The sequence below is a fragment of the Pseudoxanthomonas yeongjuensis genome (genome assembly GCF_010093345.1).
In the GTDB taxonomy this organism is placed as follows: domain Bacteria; phylum Pseudomonadota; class Gammaproteobacteria; order Xanthomonadales; family Xanthomonadaceae; genus Pseudoxanthomonas_A; species Pseudoxanthomonas_A yeongjuensis.
Genome location: NZ_PDWT01000002.1, coordinates 289,754 through 304,385 on the forward strand (window position 1 = coordinate 289,754; position 14,632 = coordinate 304,385).

Annotated in this window: 15 protein-coding genes; 6 read left to right on the forward strand and 9 right to left on the reverse strand. The window is 66.7% G+C overall.

Annotation, left to right across the window (positions count from 1 at the left end):
• Window positions 1-114: 114 nt before the first annotated feature.
• The 4 genes from CSC74_RS08375 to CSC74_RS08390 form a co-directional block, all read right to left on the reverse strand.
• Window positions 115-1,941, reverse strand: a complete 1,827-nt coding sequence (locus CSC74_RS08375; RefSeq protein ID WP_246193122.1) for a sensor domain-containing diguanylate cyclase — start codon at window positions 1,939-1,941, stop codon at window positions 115-117.
• A gap of 133 nt (window positions 1,942-2,074) precedes the next feature.
• Window positions 2,075-3,169 (reverse strand): hypothetical protein, encoded by a 1,095-nt coding sequence (locus CSC74_RS08380; RefSeq protein ID WP_162313990.1) that lies wholly within the window; start codon window positions 3,167-3,169, stop codon window positions 2,075-2,077.
• Window positions 3,170-3,295: 126 nt separating this feature from the next.
• Complete coding sequence (locus CSC74_RS08385; protein WP_162313991.1) at window positions 3,296-3,622, reverse strand: ASCH domain-containing protein; 327 nt, start codon at window positions 3,620-3,622, stop codon at window positions 3,296-3,298.
• A 21-nt stretch (window positions 3,623-3,643) separates the two neighbouring features.
• Complete coding sequence (locus CSC74_RS08390) at window positions 3,644-3,997, reverse strand: YkgJ family cysteine cluster protein (protein ID WP_211369591.1); 354 nt, start codon at window positions 3,995-3,997, stop codon at window positions 3,644-3,646.
• A gap of 280 nt (window positions 3,998-4,277) precedes the next feature.
• Between CSC74_RS08390 and CSC74_RS08395 the strand changes: the two genes are divergently transcribed.
• Window positions 4,278-6,365 (forward strand): gluconolaconase, encoded by a 2,088-nt coding sequence (locus CSC74_RS08395; RefSeq protein WP_162313993.1) that lies wholly within the window; start codon window positions 4,278-4,280, stop codon window positions 6,363-6,365.
• Window positions 6,366-6,397: 32 nt separating this feature from the next.
• On the opposite strand, the gene CSC74_RS08400 is transcribed toward CSC74_RS08395, so the two are convergent.
• Window positions 6,398-7,510 carry an alpha/beta fold hydrolase gene (locus tag CSC74_RS08400; RefSeq protein WP_162313994.1) on the reverse strand — a complete coding sequence of 371 codons (1,113 nt, stop codon included), beginning with the start codon at window positions 7,508-7,510 and terminating at the stop codon, window positions 6,398-6,400.
• A 135-nt stretch (window positions 7,511-7,645) separates the two neighbouring features.
• Here CSC74_RS08400 and CSC74_RS08405 point away from each other — a divergent pair, with 135 nt between their 5' ends.
• Window positions 7,646-8,737: a DNA glycosylase AlkZ-like family protein gene (locus CSC74_RS08405; RefSeq protein WP_211369592.1), complete on the forward strand. Its 1,092-nt coding sequence runs from the start codon at window positions 7,646-7,648 to the stop codon at window positions 8,735-8,737.
• A gap of 92 nt (window positions 8,738-8,829) precedes the next feature.
• On the opposite strand, the gene CSC74_RS08410 is transcribed toward CSC74_RS08405, so the two are convergent.
• Entirely contained in the window at window positions 8,830-9,585 is a 756-nt protein-coding gene (locus tag CSC74_RS08410; RefSeq protein WP_246193070.1) for a nuclear transport factor 2 family protein, read from the reverse strand.
• Window positions 9,586-9,785: 200 nt separating this feature from the next.
• On the opposite strand from CSC74_RS08410, the gene CSC74_RS08415 reads away from it, so the two are divergent.
• Window positions 9,786-10,127: a zinc ribbon domain-containing protein YjdM gene (locus CSC74_RS08415; protein ID WP_162313996.1), complete on the forward strand. Its 342-nt coding sequence runs from the start codon at window positions 9,786-9,788 to the stop codon at window positions 10,125-10,127.
• Between the two features lie 206 nt (window positions 10,128-10,333).
• Here the strand turns inward: CSC74_RS08415 and CSC74_RS08420 are convergent, their stop codons facing one another.
• The 3 genes from CSC74_RS08420 to CSC74_RS08430 form a co-directional block, all read right to left on the reverse strand.
• Window positions 10,334-10,543, reverse strand: a complete 210-nt coding sequence (locus CSC74_RS08420) for a hypothetical protein (protein WP_162313997.1) — start codon at window positions 10,541-10,543, stop codon at window positions 10,334-10,336.
• A gap of 49 nt (window positions 10,544-10,592) precedes the next feature.
• Window positions 10,593-11,063: a hypothetical protein gene (locus CSC74_RS08425; protein ID WP_162313998.1), complete on the reverse strand. Its 471-nt coding sequence runs from the start codon at window positions 11,061-11,063 to the stop codon at window positions 10,593-10,595.
• A 231-nt stretch (window positions 11,064-11,294) separates the two neighbouring features.
• Entirely contained in the window at window positions 11,295-12,428 is a 1,134-nt protein-coding gene (locus tag CSC74_RS08430; RefSeq protein WP_162313999.1) for a GGDEF domain-containing protein, read from the reverse strand.
• Between the two features lie 292 nt (window positions 12,429-12,720).
• Here CSC74_RS08430 and CSC74_RS08435 point away from each other — a divergent pair, with 292 nt between their 5' ends.
• From CSC74_RS08435 to CSC74_RS08445, 3 genes are all read left to right on the forward strand, one after another.
• On the forward strand, window positions 12,721-12,990 hold the full coding sequence (locus CSC74_RS08435; RefSeq protein WP_162314000.1) for a hypothetical protein: 270 nt from the start codon (window positions 12,721-12,723) through the stop codon (window positions 12,988-12,990).
• A 101-nt stretch (window positions 12,991-13,091) separates the two neighbouring features.
• A complete protein-coding gene (locus CSC74_RS08440) occupies window positions 13,092-13,271 on the forward strand; it encodes a hypothetical protein (protein ID WP_162314001.1) in 180 nt (59 codons plus the stop codon).
• 180 nt (window positions 13,272-13,451) lie between these two features.
• Entirely contained in the window at window positions 13,452-14,594 is a 1,143-nt protein-coding gene (locus CSC74_RS08445; RefSeq protein WP_162314002.1) for a DUF3667 domain-containing protein, read from the forward strand.
• Window positions 14,595-14,632 lie beyond the last annotated feature (38 nt).

Sequence of the window (14,632 nt, forward strand, 5' to 3'; positions counted from 1 at the left end):
GGGTGACGGCTCATCCTACTGATCCCGGATCCCGCAGGGTGGGCTCAAGCCCACCGCTGTCCGTCCTGGCGCCAATGCAATCGGGCGCATGGCGGTGGTGGGCCGGGGCCGGCCCTAGGCAGGGGGTGGATCGGGGCTCACCGGGTCGTCCGTCACCAGCAATTGCCAGGTGTTGCGGCCGGCTTTCTTGGCCGCGTACAGGGCCATGTCGGCGGCGGCGGCGAGGGTCTTGGACACGGCCGGGTGCATCGAGTAAGCGATGCCGATGCTGGTGGTGACGCGCAGCGTGGCTCCTTCCGCCGCGATGTCTTCGCCCATCGCCGCGATCAGCTTGCGGGCGATGCCTTCGGCGGTTTCCGGCGCGTCCAGGTCCTCGATCAACACCACGAACTCGTCGCCGCCCAGGCGCGCCACCAGGTCGCCGGAGCGCACGCACGCGCTGAGGCGCTGGCCGAAGACCCGCAGCACTTCGTCGCCCGCGGCATGGCCGAAGCTGTCGTTGACCTGCTTGAAATGATCGACGTCCATGTACATCAGCGCCACCGCCTGCCCGTGCCGCCGCGACCGGCCCAGGGCATGCGCCAGGCGTTCTTCGAACTGGCGGCGGTTGGCCAGGCCGGTGAGGGGATCCGCGCGCGCCAGCGCTTCCAGTTCATCGCGGCTCGCCTGCAACGCCTGTTCGGCGGCCACGCGCTTGGAGATGTCGCGGCCGGCGAAGATGAGGTCGGTCGCGTCGCCCTCGGTGCTGGGGATCGGCCGCGCCGCGGCTTCCATCCACACGTAATGCCCGTCCTTGTGGCGCAACCGGTAGATCGCGGTGACCGGCTGTCCCGACGCGAGCACGGCGGAGATCGCCTGCCGCTGTACCGCAAGGTCGTCGGGATGCACCAGGTGCTCGCTGGGTTGCAGCAGCTCCTCCGGTTCCCAGCCGAGGATGTCGCGCGCCGACGGCGACACATAGAGCCGGTGCCCATCCGCGCGCATCCGCACCACCACGTCGTGCGAGTAGTCGGCCAGCATCCGGTAGCGCAGCTCGCTCTCGCGCACGCGGGTCATCAGCCGGGTGCGTTCGGCCATGCCCAGCGCCACCGGGAAACCCATCAGGCAAGCGGTGCCGACGAACAGCTGCAACAGGATGGTGCGCTCGACATCGCTGCCGCCAACCGCCAGCGCCAGCGGGCCATGGCCCAGGGTGGTGGCGATGATGCCGATGATCCCGAGCAGGGAGATGCCGACGACCAGGCCGGCGAAGCGATGGCGGAACACCCCGAACAGCAACGGCGGATAGACCAGGAACAGCAAGGGATACGCGGACTGGTAGAACACCGCGCCGCCGACCACGGCGATCAGCAGCATGCAGCCGAGGAAATCCCAGCGCTGTCCGGGGATGTCGATCAGGCCGATGCCCTTGCGATGGGCGACCAGGGTCAGCGTGCCCACGGCCACCATGCCGACCACGTGCGCCGCGTACCAGGTCAGGAAATTGGCCGCGAAGCGGGCGTCGGAAACGACCTGCAACCAGGCGCTGGCGAGCAGCGCGGAGACTGCGCAGGCGACCAGGGTGCTGGCGGTGGCGATGCCGCCCAGCCCGAGCCAGTGCCTGGGGTTGCCCACGTCCGGCACCGAGCGACGGATGGCACCGGCGATGATCAGCACCTCGATCAGGTTGCACGCGCTGAGGGCGAGGGTGGTCGGCAGACCGTCGCCGGCCAGGTAGCGCGTGAGCAGCAGGCTGGCCAGGCCCGCGGCCAGGTAGCGCGGCCACGATGCGGTGCGCCGCGACAGCAGCCAGCCGGCCCAGATCCCGTTGCTTATCCAGACCGCCGCCACGCCGCCGGGGATGCGGGCGATGGCCAGCGAAACCCAGGCGGTGAGGCCGGTCAACGCCGCCATGACCAGCAGATCGAGCAGCAATCGGTTGCGGCGCGTTACCAGGGACATGTCGTTCAACTGAAGACAATCCTGTCTTGCGAGGTACCCCCGGAGCATACGAAACGCACAGGCGCAGGCCTGTGACGACCGTCAACCGGGGGTCGATTCATGGATCCGGGCTTGCCCGGATGCTCTTGCTGTTTCAGAGTTCCTGCAGGCAGGTCGCCGTAGCCGCCGACATCAAGGCGGGATCGTCCAGCGATGGCGCGAGGCCTGTCGATGGAAAAGCGGCCGCGATCGCCTTGGCGATGCGGTCGGGTATCGGCTTGAAATACCACTCGTCGCCGGTCGGCAACCTGCGTCCGCGTACGTCGTGCTCGAACCGGTACTGGCCCCAGTAGATCGCGAGCGGTTCCTCGAACGCATTGAGTGGATTGGACAATGCCGCAGCCTTCGCGCAACCCTGCAGGAACGCGGCCGACAGGCGCCGCCGCTGCGCCGGCGGCTGGCCGGCGGAGACGTAATGCGCGTACTCGTGCAACACGATCGGCGCCCAGTCCATCGGCGTGTCGCCGCCAGCGCCATCGGCCGGACCCTGCAGCAGAATGGTGCGGCCCCGCACCTTGGCCTGGGTGCGGTTGGAATCGGGCCACCATACGAAGCGCGCGGTGAACGCCGGTGCCGCGCCGACTCCATAGAACGCGCGGATTCTCTCCGCCAGCACCGGCACGCCTGGATGCGCGAGTTGCGAAGCCAGCGCTACGCGCTGGACATCGAAATGCGATTGCGCGGCGGCCAGGCGCACGGCGCGTGGGCCGAAGCGCGCGTAATAGGCGCGCAACATGGCGCGATCCTGAGGTGCCTGCACTGCGATGGCGATGGTCGCAGCGGTGCCGAAGTCGCTGGCTTCGAGGAAAGGTTGCGCAAAAGCATCGACATCGCGGGTGAGCGGCGGCGCGAACAGATCGGGCGCGGCGGCAGAATCGGGTGGCGCGGCCCTGGCGGCCGGCGCGGTACGCCGCCGGAACGCGGCATACGCGGCCAGCGCCGCGCGGTCCGCGTCGTCCAGGCCAAGGTGCGCTTCCCAATACTCGCCGTAGGCGGACGCGGTGTAACCCGGCAACCAATCGGAAAGATTGTCGAGGACGTTGAAGACATCGGTGGCCTGGTGGTACTCCACCCGCACCGGCAGGACGGCCTGCGGTTCCGCCGCTGGCGAAACCCCCGCGAACAGGCATGCCAACAGCAGCACTACCTGCAAGGCATCGCGGAAACCCGTTTCATTCTTCGAGCGCATTCCCGTATCCGATCGCAGGCGAGTCGCTGCATTCCAGCAAAGCCCGGCCACCAGGGCCAGATACTTTTGGCATGGGCGTGCTCCTGTTCGCGTGCATGGGCCTGGCCGGCAGGCTTCTGGCAGGAACTAGCGGCCGTCGCAATCGAAGTGGCAGAGGGTGACTTCTTCTTCGGCACTGAATCCCGGATACAGGCCTTGCAGCACCCGCAACAACCCGGCGACGGTCCGGCAGGCGGGGTCGTGCTCGAATCGGAGATCGGCGTCGGTGAGCGCGGAGAACCGCTTCAGTTCCGTGTGCAGCTCGATCGGCGGGGACAGGCTTCCGTCGCCCAGTTGCAGCCGGGCATGCGTCGCTACATGCCACTTGTGGCCGCGACGCACCGTCGTGTTGCGGCCGCGATCGAAGACGGGAGCGCGGAAGGAAAGCACCGGCGTATCCAGGGATCCAGGCACGTTCATTCCTGCGCCAACGCTTCAGACCAGCACTTGCCGCGTGCGCGCAAGGTACTGGTGGATCTCGTCTTCGGTGCGCCGGTCGATCATGTACACCGGGCGTTTGCCATTGGGGCACAGCAGGCTGGGCGTGGTCCCGAACAGGCGGCAGATCAGCGGGCGTTCGTCGTAGACCTCGCAACCGTGCGCGCCCAGGTGCGGGCAACTCAGCTCGGCCAGCGCGGCTTCGTGTTCGGCCTCGGTCTTTACCGGAAGCCTGGCCATTTCCTCCGACGACGCCGTCACCGGCCCGCAACAGTCGTGGCAGCCGACGATGCAGGTGAAGGTGGGAATGCGCTGGCGCAGCTCATCGAGTTTGCGGTTGTTGCGGTCCAAGATTCGCGGCCTTCCGGGGTCGGCTTTCGCCAATGGCATTGGGTGACAGGATATTCCAAGCCGATGCAAGAGAGGCCCTCCGTGAGTATCGGCTCGTCATCCCCGCGAAAGCGGCAACCCAGGGACTTTGCACTTCGCTGAAGGCAGCCTGGCTACTGCAGGGAAGACGCCGGGTTTCCGCCTTCGCGGGAATGACGAGCAAAAAGAGCAGGTGCTTTGCCCTTTCCCCATTCCCTGCGATTGACTATCTTGCGTGCTCGCATCCGATTTGCAGGACCGCATGAGCCGTAACGCCTGGTTGTGGGCCGCGGTGGCGCTGATCGCCACCGCGTTGGCCGCCACGTTCTTGTTCGCACCGAAAACCCACGATCCGCACGCAGGTCCCGCGCCCACGCCGTTCGGCTGGACCGCGCAGTTGTGGCTGGCCGCGGGCGACGGCGTGCGTGGGATGCGCAACGGGCCGGTCGCACGCACGCGCTTCGACGATCCTTATGGCCTGGCGATGGCCGCGGACGGCACCCTGTACGTGGCCGATGCCGGCGATAACAACCGCATCCGCAGGATCGGCAGCGACGGCACGGTCACCACCCTGGCCGGCTTCGACGAAGGATTCGCCGATGGCGATGGCACGGCGGCCAGATTCGATACGCCTTCCGGCCTGGCCGTGGACCGCGCCGGAAATCTGTATGTCGCCGATACCGGCAACCACGCCATCCGCAAGGTCACGCCGCTGGGCGTGGTCAGCACCGTGGCCGGCACCGGTGAAGCCGGGTTCCGCGATGGCATCGCGACGCAGGCGCAGTTCAACGGACCGATCGGGGTGGCGGTGGATGCGCATGGCAATGTCTATGTGGCCGACACCTACAACGACCGCATCCGCAGGATCGACACGCAGGGACAGGTCAGCACCTTGGCCGGCGGCGAACGTCCCGGCGATGCCGATGGCCTCGGCGCGCAGGCGCGTTTCGATACGCCGACCGCGCTGGCGGTGGATGCGGATGGAATCGTCTGGGTCGCCGACACCCGCAACAACGCCCTCCGCCGCATCGGGCCCGATGGCACGGTGACCACGCCTTACGCGGTGCAGGATGCGCTGCATCGGCCGATGAGCCTGGCCCTGACCCACGACGGTCTGCTCTACGTGGGCGAGATGTCGTGGGGGCGGGTGATCCAGATTTCCCGCGACGGCCAGCCGCTGGTATTGACCGGGGCCACGCAGGCGCAGCGCCTGTCGCGTCCCGCGGGCCTGGCCCTGGATGCGCGCGGCGGACTGTGGGTCAGCGATGCCGGCAGCCATCGCCTGCACCGCATCGTCCCCGTGGATGCGGCGATCGCTGCAGCCTCGCCAGTGAAGGGGGCGATCGGCCCTGCGCCGGACGATCCGTTGCCCGCCACCGCAGGGCGCTGGCCGCTGCGCCCGCAGGAGGGCTGGCACGAAGTGGTCGGCACGCTGGGCGAGGTGCGCGGCAACTTCAGCGGCGAAAGCCGCCACCATCTGCATGGCGGACTGGACATCCGCGGCGACGTGGGCGCGCAGGTGCTGGCGATCGCCGATGGCAAGGTCAGCAGCCCGTCCGCTGCCTGGGGACTGGACGAACAGGGCGAAGGCCTGGCGATCGACGGACTGAGCTACCTGCACATGCGGGTCGGACGCGATGCGCGCGATGGGGTGTCCGATCCGTCGCGCTTCCAGCTGCTGCGCGACGAAGCCGGGCAAACCGAACGCATGCGCGTTCGGCGCGGCACGCGCTTCCAGGCGGGCGACGTGCTGGGCACCATCAATCGCATGGCCCATGTGCATCTCAGCGTCGGCGCCAGCGGATTCGAACGCAACGCGGTGGCGCTGGGCTTCAATGGATACGCCGACCACTACCCTCCGCAGATCGATGGCATCGCACTGCTCGATGCCAGCGACACGCCATTGGCCCGGCGTGCGGATGGCCGCGTACCGGTGCCGCGCGGCATCGGCGTGCGGATCGTGGTCGATGCCTGGGACCAGGTCGACCACAACCTGCCGCGGCGGCGTCTGGGACTGCATGCGCTGGGTTATCAGATACTGCGTGCGGACGGCACGCCGCTGCCGGGTTTCGAGACGCCGCGCATGAGCATCGAATTCAACCGCATGCCCGCCGATGGCGATGCGGTGAAGGTGGCCTACGCGCCGGGCAGCGGCATCACCGTGCACGGCAGCGCGGCGACCCATTTCAAGTACCTGCTCACCAACACCGTGCGCGATGGCGAACTGGCCACCGGCACCTGGCAGGCGGACGGATTGCCCGCCGGCGATTACATCCTGCGCATCACCGCCCGCGACTACAGCGGCAACGTGGCCAGCAGCGGCCGCGACCTGGAGCTGTTGCTGGAATAGCGGGAGGATCCGGCGGACGCAGTGGAAGCCGGTCAGCGTCCGGCGTCGCCCTCCACCGCCAGCGGCCGCACCCGTTCCAGCAGACTGACCAGGGTCTTGCCGGGCTCTTCCCACGGCATCATGTGCGCGGAACGCTCGAACCACACGCCCTGCTTGTACGGCGCCTTCACCTGCCGCAGCCACTGCTCGGTAGGCGCGGACGGCGTGGTGTAGTCGTGGCGGCCCATGAACATCACCACCGGAATCGGGAACTCCTTCACCCCGGTGAAATCCACCTGCAGGAATTCATCGAGCAGCCGGCCCAGCGTGAACACGCTGCCGGCGTCGATGGCGCAACGGTCGCGATCGTCGTATTCGGGCGACAGGCGCGACGCGCGGAAGAAGTAGGCGGATTCCTCGCGGTAGGCGCTCAGGCCGCCGTAGAACTGCGGCCACTTGCGCGCGACGACGATGCGCTCGCGGGTGATGGGCACGTCCCCCGGATAGGGGGCGATGGCTTCCATCTCGCGGACGGCTTCGGTGTTGCCGTGCGCGCGGGCCTGCTCGAGCCCGTAATCGAAGCTGATGCGTTCGTTCTCGCGGGTATTGATCACCTGGCCGATCCCCACGTAGGCATGGAACAGGTCGGGCCGCTGCAACGCCGCGCGCATGCCCACCACGGTGCCCCAGCTGTGGCCCATCAGGACCAGCTTGCGCTTGCCGTAGCGCTTGCGCAGGTATTCCGCGATCTCGATCGCGTCGTCCACGTAGCGCTGGATGCGGATCGTGCCGGCGATGCTGTCCGGCGCCACGCTGTTGTAGGTCTTGCCCGCGCCGCGCTGGTCGTAGTTGACCATGGTGAAGTATTCCTCCAGCGGCCGCTGGAATTGCCATTGGCTGGGCGTGATGGGCGACGCCGGACCGCCATGCACGAACAGCACCATGGGATTGCCGCGATCCTGCCCGCGCACGTTGAGCCACTGGTCGATGCCGCCGATGCGCGTGGCATAGGACTCCTGCACGCCGTTGGGCGCGACGATCCTGCCCAGGTCGCGGATGATCTCGCGGGCCGGCTCGTAGGCGGAACGGTCCGGGCACTCTTGCTGGGCATGCGCGCGCGTCGATAGGACGGCGAGCAGGGCGAAAGCGAACAGTCGGAACTTCATGGGCGATTCCCGCAGGGCGTCGATCACGATTATCGCGCCCGCGCACCGCTTCGCATGTGCCTATCGTCGTATCTCCCTGTCGCGCGTGGTATCGGCGCAAGCAACGCGGCCCCGCGTGCTGGCATGATGGCCACCATGCCTCTCACCCTCGACCACCTGCGCCGTTACGCCATCGCCCGTTCGCTGTTCAAGCCGACCACGCTGATGCGGGCGATCGAAAAGCTCGGCTTCGTCCAGGCCGATCCGATCCGCGCGCCGGCGCGGGCCCAGGACCTGACCTTGCGCCATCGCGTCGTCGGCTATCGCGCCGGCGAGCTGGAGCGGCGCTATCCGCGGCTGGCGCTGGAGGAGGACTTCTTCGTCAACTACGGCTTCCTGCCGCGCGCGCGCCATGCCTTGATGCATCCGCGCGACGCGCGCCAGGCCTGGACGCCGGCGCGCTGGAAGCAGGCGCAGGCGGTGCGCGAATTCATCGCCGAACGCGGCACGGCGCATCCGCGCGAAGTCGACGCGCATTTCGCCCATGGCAAGACCACCAACTGGTTCGGCGGTTCGTCCAACGCCAGCACCCAGCTGCTCGACGGCATGCACTACCGCGGCCTGCTGCGGGTCGCGCGGCGCGACGGTGGCACCCGCGTCTATGCGGTGCGCGAAGACGCCGTGCCGGTGGACAAGACCGCCATCGATGCGCGCCTGGATGCCTTGATCGACCTGATCGTGGGCAAATACGCGCCGCTACCCGACGCCAGCCTCGGCCAGTTGGTGAGCTACCTGGGCAACGGCGTGCCGCAATGGAACGATGCGCGCAAGCCGGCGCTGCTGCGTGCGCGGCAACGCCTGCAGCGGGCGCGGGTGGAAGGCGTGGACTGGCTGTGGCCCGCGGACGAACGCGCGGACGGCCGTCGCTGGAAACCGGACGAACAGGCGCGCCTGCTGACGCCATTCGATCCGGTGGCCTGGGACCGCCGCCGCTTCGAACTGCTGTGGGGCTGGGCCTACCGCTTCGAGGCCTACACGCCGGCGCCCAAACGCAAACTCGGCTACTACGCGCTGCCCCTGCTGTGGCGCGACCGGGTGATCGGCTGGGGCAACCTGTCGGTCTCCACGGGTGCGCTGCACGCGCAATTGCATTACGTGGACGCAAAGCCGCCACGCGACGCGGCATTCAAATACGCCCTGGAAGCGGAACTGGCGCGGATGCGGGTGTTCCTGGGGTTGGACGAATAACGCATGGGGTGGGCTCAAGCCCACCGCCTTTCGTCCGGAGCATGCTGCAATCCGCAACATGGCGATGCTGGGCGGGGGCCCACTATGGATTCCTATTCGACCCTCATTGCCGTCTCCGCCACCGCGCCGTTTTCGTAGACGGTCAACGCCGGGACATCCTGCTTGCCGGCATCGGCGATGAACTCGAAGCGCAGGTCCTTCTCCAGGGCGAAGAACCGCGTCGGCGATTCGGCGTGCAGGTGGACGACCAACGTACCCGCAGTGAATTTCAGGCCGTCGCCATCGACGGCTACGGTGATGCCGCCGACATGGTCGCCACGATAACGGCCCGCGAAGGCCGCCAGTGCGGTGGCGGGCAGGGCCAGGTGCGAGGCCGGCGGGACGTAGGGCGCTGGGCCATGCGCATAACTGAAGACGCGGCGCATGCGCCACTGGCCATCGACGGATTGCCAGAGGTTGGTGAACTCCGCCTGCCCGTCCAGGTGCTCCGGCTTGCCCGCCTCGTTCACGTAGAAACGGTGCGTACCGGAAAGCAGGGCATAACCGCCCGCCAATGGATGGAAACGCAGGCTGCCTTCCACCGCTTCGCGCCGCAGCCGCATCCGCGGGTCCGCGCACGGACCCTTGCGCAGCGAATCGATCACCGCCGCCCTGGACGAAGTGAGGCCGGTCCTGTCGTGGTAGAACTCCACGTCGTCGGTGAACAGTCCATCCATCGCCGGAAAATCACAGGCATTGAATGCCTGCCAGTAGCGCGCATCGGCGTCGCGCACGGCTTGCTCGTCGCCGGCGAACGCGGGCGACGCGGCCAGCAGCAGGATAGTGGCGAGCATCATTCGTGGCGACATGACATGCATTTCCGTGGCGGAGGTTGCCATTACGACGGCCGGAAGCCTTCCTGTCGCGGCCCGTAAGTAACGCTTGCGATTGCGGGCCCGGGTGCGCGGAATGGAGGCATGGGCGCTCGCATCATTGCAACCTGCGGCGGATGACAGCACACGCGCCGCTTATAATCATCCACTTGTCCGATCACGAGTACGCAGAACCCATGAGCACCCTGGCGCCCTGCCCGAAATGCAGATCCGAATACACCTACCACGATGGCGTGCAACTGGTTTGCCCGGAATGCGGCCATGAGTGGCCCGCGGACGGCGAGGCAGAAGCTGCGGACGAACAACGGGTGATCAAGGATTCGGTCGGCAACCTGCTGCAGGACGGCGACACCGTCACCGTGATCAAGGACCTGAAGGTGAAAGGCTCGTCGCTGGTGGTGAAGGTCGGGACCAAGGTCAGGAACATCCGCCTGGTCGACGGCGATCACGACATCGACTGCAAGGTCGACGGCATCGGCGCGATGAAGCTGAAGTCGGAGTTTGTGCGCAAGGCCTGACGCGGGATCCGCGGCAGCCCAGTGGACGCGCGAAGGAATTATCCAGGGCTTTCTTGGACACGGATCAGGGCGGAAACCACGGATAAGGCAAACGCTTTATCTGTCTTTCGCTGTATCTGTCTTTTCCGCTCTGATCCGTGTCCAAAGGCCCCTGCCTTTCCTGCTTTGTGCGAGGGGCGCAAAAGAGGGAATCATTCAGAGGGCCCCTAGCGCGATTCGTCGTAGTAATCGCCGCCGATGATCGTGCAGATCTGCGCCTGGTTGAAACCATGGAAGCGGCGGCCGCCGGTGGTATGGCGCTGGGCGAACAGTTTGCCGCTGGCCGGGGTGCGCTCGCGCTGTTCCTGCAGCAGCCACTTGGCGTAGTCGTTGCTCAGGTTGCGCGCCCGGATCGGGTCGAGTCTGGGTTTGGGCATGGCCGGGGTCCTGGGTGGTGGCGGTGAAGGCGATGGAGCGGTGCGGGCTTCAGTAGCTTCTGCGGTAGTCGTTGCCGAATCCACCCAGTTCCACCAGCTCATCCAATACGATCTGGCCTTGTTGGAGCAACTGCACCGTGCGTTCCGGGTTATCCCAGTGGGTGTCGCCGTGCTTGCCGCCATGGAACAGGTTGTTGCGCACCAGCCGCAGCAGCAGCGTGACCTTCTGCAATTCGAATTCATTGGCCTCGAACTGCAATTCCTTCCAGGCCAGGCCCGCGTTCGCCGCGACCACCTGCTGCCGCGGTCTGGCCGCGATCAACGCGCGTGCGCCGGGACCGGGCGCATAACCGTTGCGATGCTTCTTCACGAACTTGTCCCAGTTCGGCTCGGCCTTCTTGCCCGCATCGGTCGACTTCAGGAATTGTTTTTCCTTCAGGCAGTACTCGAAGCGGGAGAACCCGAACAGGAAATCGAAGGCAGCGTCCTGCAGCGGCGGGGTGATCTCGGTTCGTTTCATGCGGTGCTGTCCTTGGATCGCTGCCGGGATCGTCGCGGGGGAAACTGGAGCGCCCGCAAAAAATGCGCGAACAGGATACCTGTTCCGTACTCATTGCAAGACGAACCGTGCAGGAGCGCCCATGGGCGCGAGCTCTTCCCTCACGTATCGACGATCCCAACAAAGGCTCGCGCCCATGGGCGCTGCCACGGGGGGATGCCGACGCCAACGCGGCGCCGACTATGCCTGCAATCAAACCCCGCTTTCCGCCAACTCCGCCACCGCTGCATCCCGGCAGACCCGGTTGCGGCCGGCGGCCTTGGCCCGGTACACGGCGCTGTCGGCGGCGTGGTACAGCGCGTCGTGGCCTTCATGGCGGGCGCGGGCGTACTCGGCGACGCCGACGCTGGCGGTCATGCACAAGCTGAGGCCGTCGATAGCGATGGGGTGTTCGACCAGATTGGCGCGGAAGCGCTCGGCGCGCTGCATGGCCGTCGCCAGGTCCTGGCCGTCCAGGATCACGGCGAATTCCTCGCCGCCGACCCGCGCCGCCAGGTCGCCTTCGCCATTGAAGGCGGTATGCAGCCTTCCGGCGATGGCCACCAGGCAGGCATCGCCGACCGCGTGGCCGTGGGTGTCGTTGATCTGCTTGAAGTGGTCGATGTCCAGCAGCAACAGGGTCAGCGGCTTGCCACCGATCCGCGCACGCACGCTGGCCTTGGCCAGCACGTCGGAGAACTGGCGGCGGTTGGCCAGTTCGGTCAGCGGGTCGATCCGGCTCTGGCGCGAAAACAGATCGCGCTGGGTGCGCAGTTCCTGGTCCAGGTCCAGGCGTTGTTGGTATTCGTTGTAGCTGCGCAGCAGCGAGATCACCACGTAGACCAGGTACACCGTGCACATCAGCGCGTTGGCGCGTTGCACGGGATCCAGCAACATCAGGGCCAGGCCGGGCAGGCACAGCAGGCCGGCGCCGGCGAAGGCGAAGCCGCGGCGCATGCTGAACGCGTGCGCGATCGCCGTGCACAGGCCCAGGGTGAACAACAGCGCGGTCACCCGCGCGTCGCCGAAGCGCGCGTCCAGGGTGACCCAGCAGAACAGCCCGCCCCACAGGGTCGTGGTCAGCAGCACGATGCCCCAGTGCAGCCGCAACCAGCGGACCAGGGCGGCCTCGTTGCCGTCGGCCAGCGGTTTGTGCACGAAACGTTGCGTGGCCAGGCCGAGGAAAGCCACCACCAGGCCTCCGCTCGCCAGCGGCGCGAAATCGAAGGCGCCACCGTACAGGCCGACCACCAACCAGGCGGCCGCATAGAAGAATCCACCGGTCAACGCGCGTTGATAGGTGTCTGCCATCTCCTGGGTCAGCCGGCGGGTGCGTACGAGGTTCATCTAAGGTCCAACAGGGAGGATTGCGCCCGGCGCAACCCTTCACGTGAGTATGGAAGCTGGGACACGCAAGTTAAGTGCCAACTTCGAAATCATTGAATCCGGACGTCACGAGCATCGATATTCAGGTTGCACAGGGCGATACGTCACTTTGTGACGCAGCCGCAGGCCCCGCAGGACAGGTTGAGGCGACTTTGTTGGCTCAAGGCGACCGCCAACACAGGCAAAGCGGACGGGCCCGCCTTCTGGTCTGATCCCTGGCCATTGCAAAGGAATAGTCCGGGAGAGGAGAGCGATGCGTCATGTCGACCAGGTCCTGTCGTTGGATTCCATGATTCAGAAGTACGGAATCCTGCTGGTGCCCATCGCGCTGTTGCTGGCCATGTTGTGTTTCGGATCCCTGAATTCCGAATGGCTGTTGTTCTACTGTGCCGGCTCCTTCGTCTTCTCGGCGGCCAGCTTCCGGGCGCTGAAGCGGGCCGATGGCATCGCCAGGCACTTCGCGCAGGTGATCCTGGGTGCGACCGCATGCCTGAGTGCCGGCGCGGCAATTCTTTTCGCTTGACCCGCCAGGCCCGATCGCCTGCACCGCCGCACTTCGCGTCACTGCGCCTGAACCCGCCTCGTGGAAAGCTGACCGCACAGCAGGATGCAGGAACCCTCGCCATGGTCGACCGCAAGCAGAAACAGAAGCCGGGTCCGGAAAGCGGATATCGGGAGCAGCACGATCCGCGGGGACAGCCCGGACAGGATCAAACCAGGGACGGCAAGCAGTTGCCCGAGGAGGCCGACAAGGCCAGGCCGAAACCGCGTGAGCCCGAGGAAAAGGGGCGCGGAGGCGACTGACCGGGCAAGAGGCCTGCGCCGTCCGCAGCGACGGTAGGCTTGCCTCGCCCCGGTTCTGGTTCAACCGCATTCGCGGGATTGTCGATCGTTGCAACCGATGGGGCAGTTACTGCGCCGCGCTGGCGCCGGGTTGCGTGGGTCCGTTATCTTGGCCGCCCCCGCGACCTCTCCGTCCATGACATGACTGCAGCCGAAAACGCAGCCGGCCACGATGCGCCGACCCATTGCGAGAACTGCCACGCAGCCCTGCAGGGCGAGTTCTGCCACCAGTGCGGCCAGTCCATCCATAACCCGGTGCGCCACGCCGGCCATGCGATCGAGGAAGTGTTCGAGTCGTTCTGGCACCTGGACGGACGCCTGTTCCGGACCCTGCGCGACCTGCTCGTGCCGGGCCGCACCGCCCTCGAATATCTCGCCGGCCACCGCCAGCGCTACCTGCCACCGTTGCGGCTGTTCGTGGTCATGAGCCTGCTGGCGTTCTTCGTCGGCAAGCTGACCATCCACGTGGACAGGGAACCGGTAGCGCTGGGCGTCGACACCAGCGCGATCACCGCCAGCCAGACCGTGGAAGAGGTGAAGCGCAACCGCGACCGGTTGCTGGCCGAAATAGAGAAAGCGCAAAACGCGGACAAGCGGGGCCTGCCCGGCGTGGCCCCGGCGCTGATCGCCGCGCAGGTACAGATCGAGGGCGAGGCGGCGAACCGGATCACCGAGCTGACCCCGGGAACCGCGCCGCCCACGCGCGCCAGGTCCAAGGGCGCGTTGTTCTCCAAGGACAATGAAGTCTGGGATCCGGCACGCAATCCGGTGAAGATCGACGGGTTGCCGGCGTTCGCCAACGAGTGGCTCACGGAGCAACTGGTCCATGGGAGGGAGAACATCGAACGCATGGACGGTCGGCCCGACCTTTTGTTCAAGGCGATCATGAGTTCATTGCCGTCCGCGCTGTTCCTGCTGGTGCCGGTATTCGCGCTGATGCTGAAGATCGCCTACGTGTTCAAGCGCCGGTTGTACCTGGAACACCTGGTGGTGGCGCTGTACAGCCATGTATTCCTGCTGATGGCGCTGACCGTGGCGTTCCTGTTGTTCCCCCTGGCCTGGCCGCCGCCGCCGCATGTCGGCTGGCTTGCCGTGTGCGCGAAGTTGGCCTTTGGCGCACTGCTGGCCTGGGTGCCGATCTACCTGCTGCTGACGCAGAAACGTGTGTACGGCCAGGGCTGGCCGATGACGCTGCTGAAATATTCGGTGATCGGCGTGGTCTATTTCTACCTGCTGGTATTCGCTGCCGTGGCGATGTTCTTCGTCACGTTGGTGAAGGGCTGAGGGCAGGGCGCGTCGGCAATGGCGCCGGAGTTGCGCGC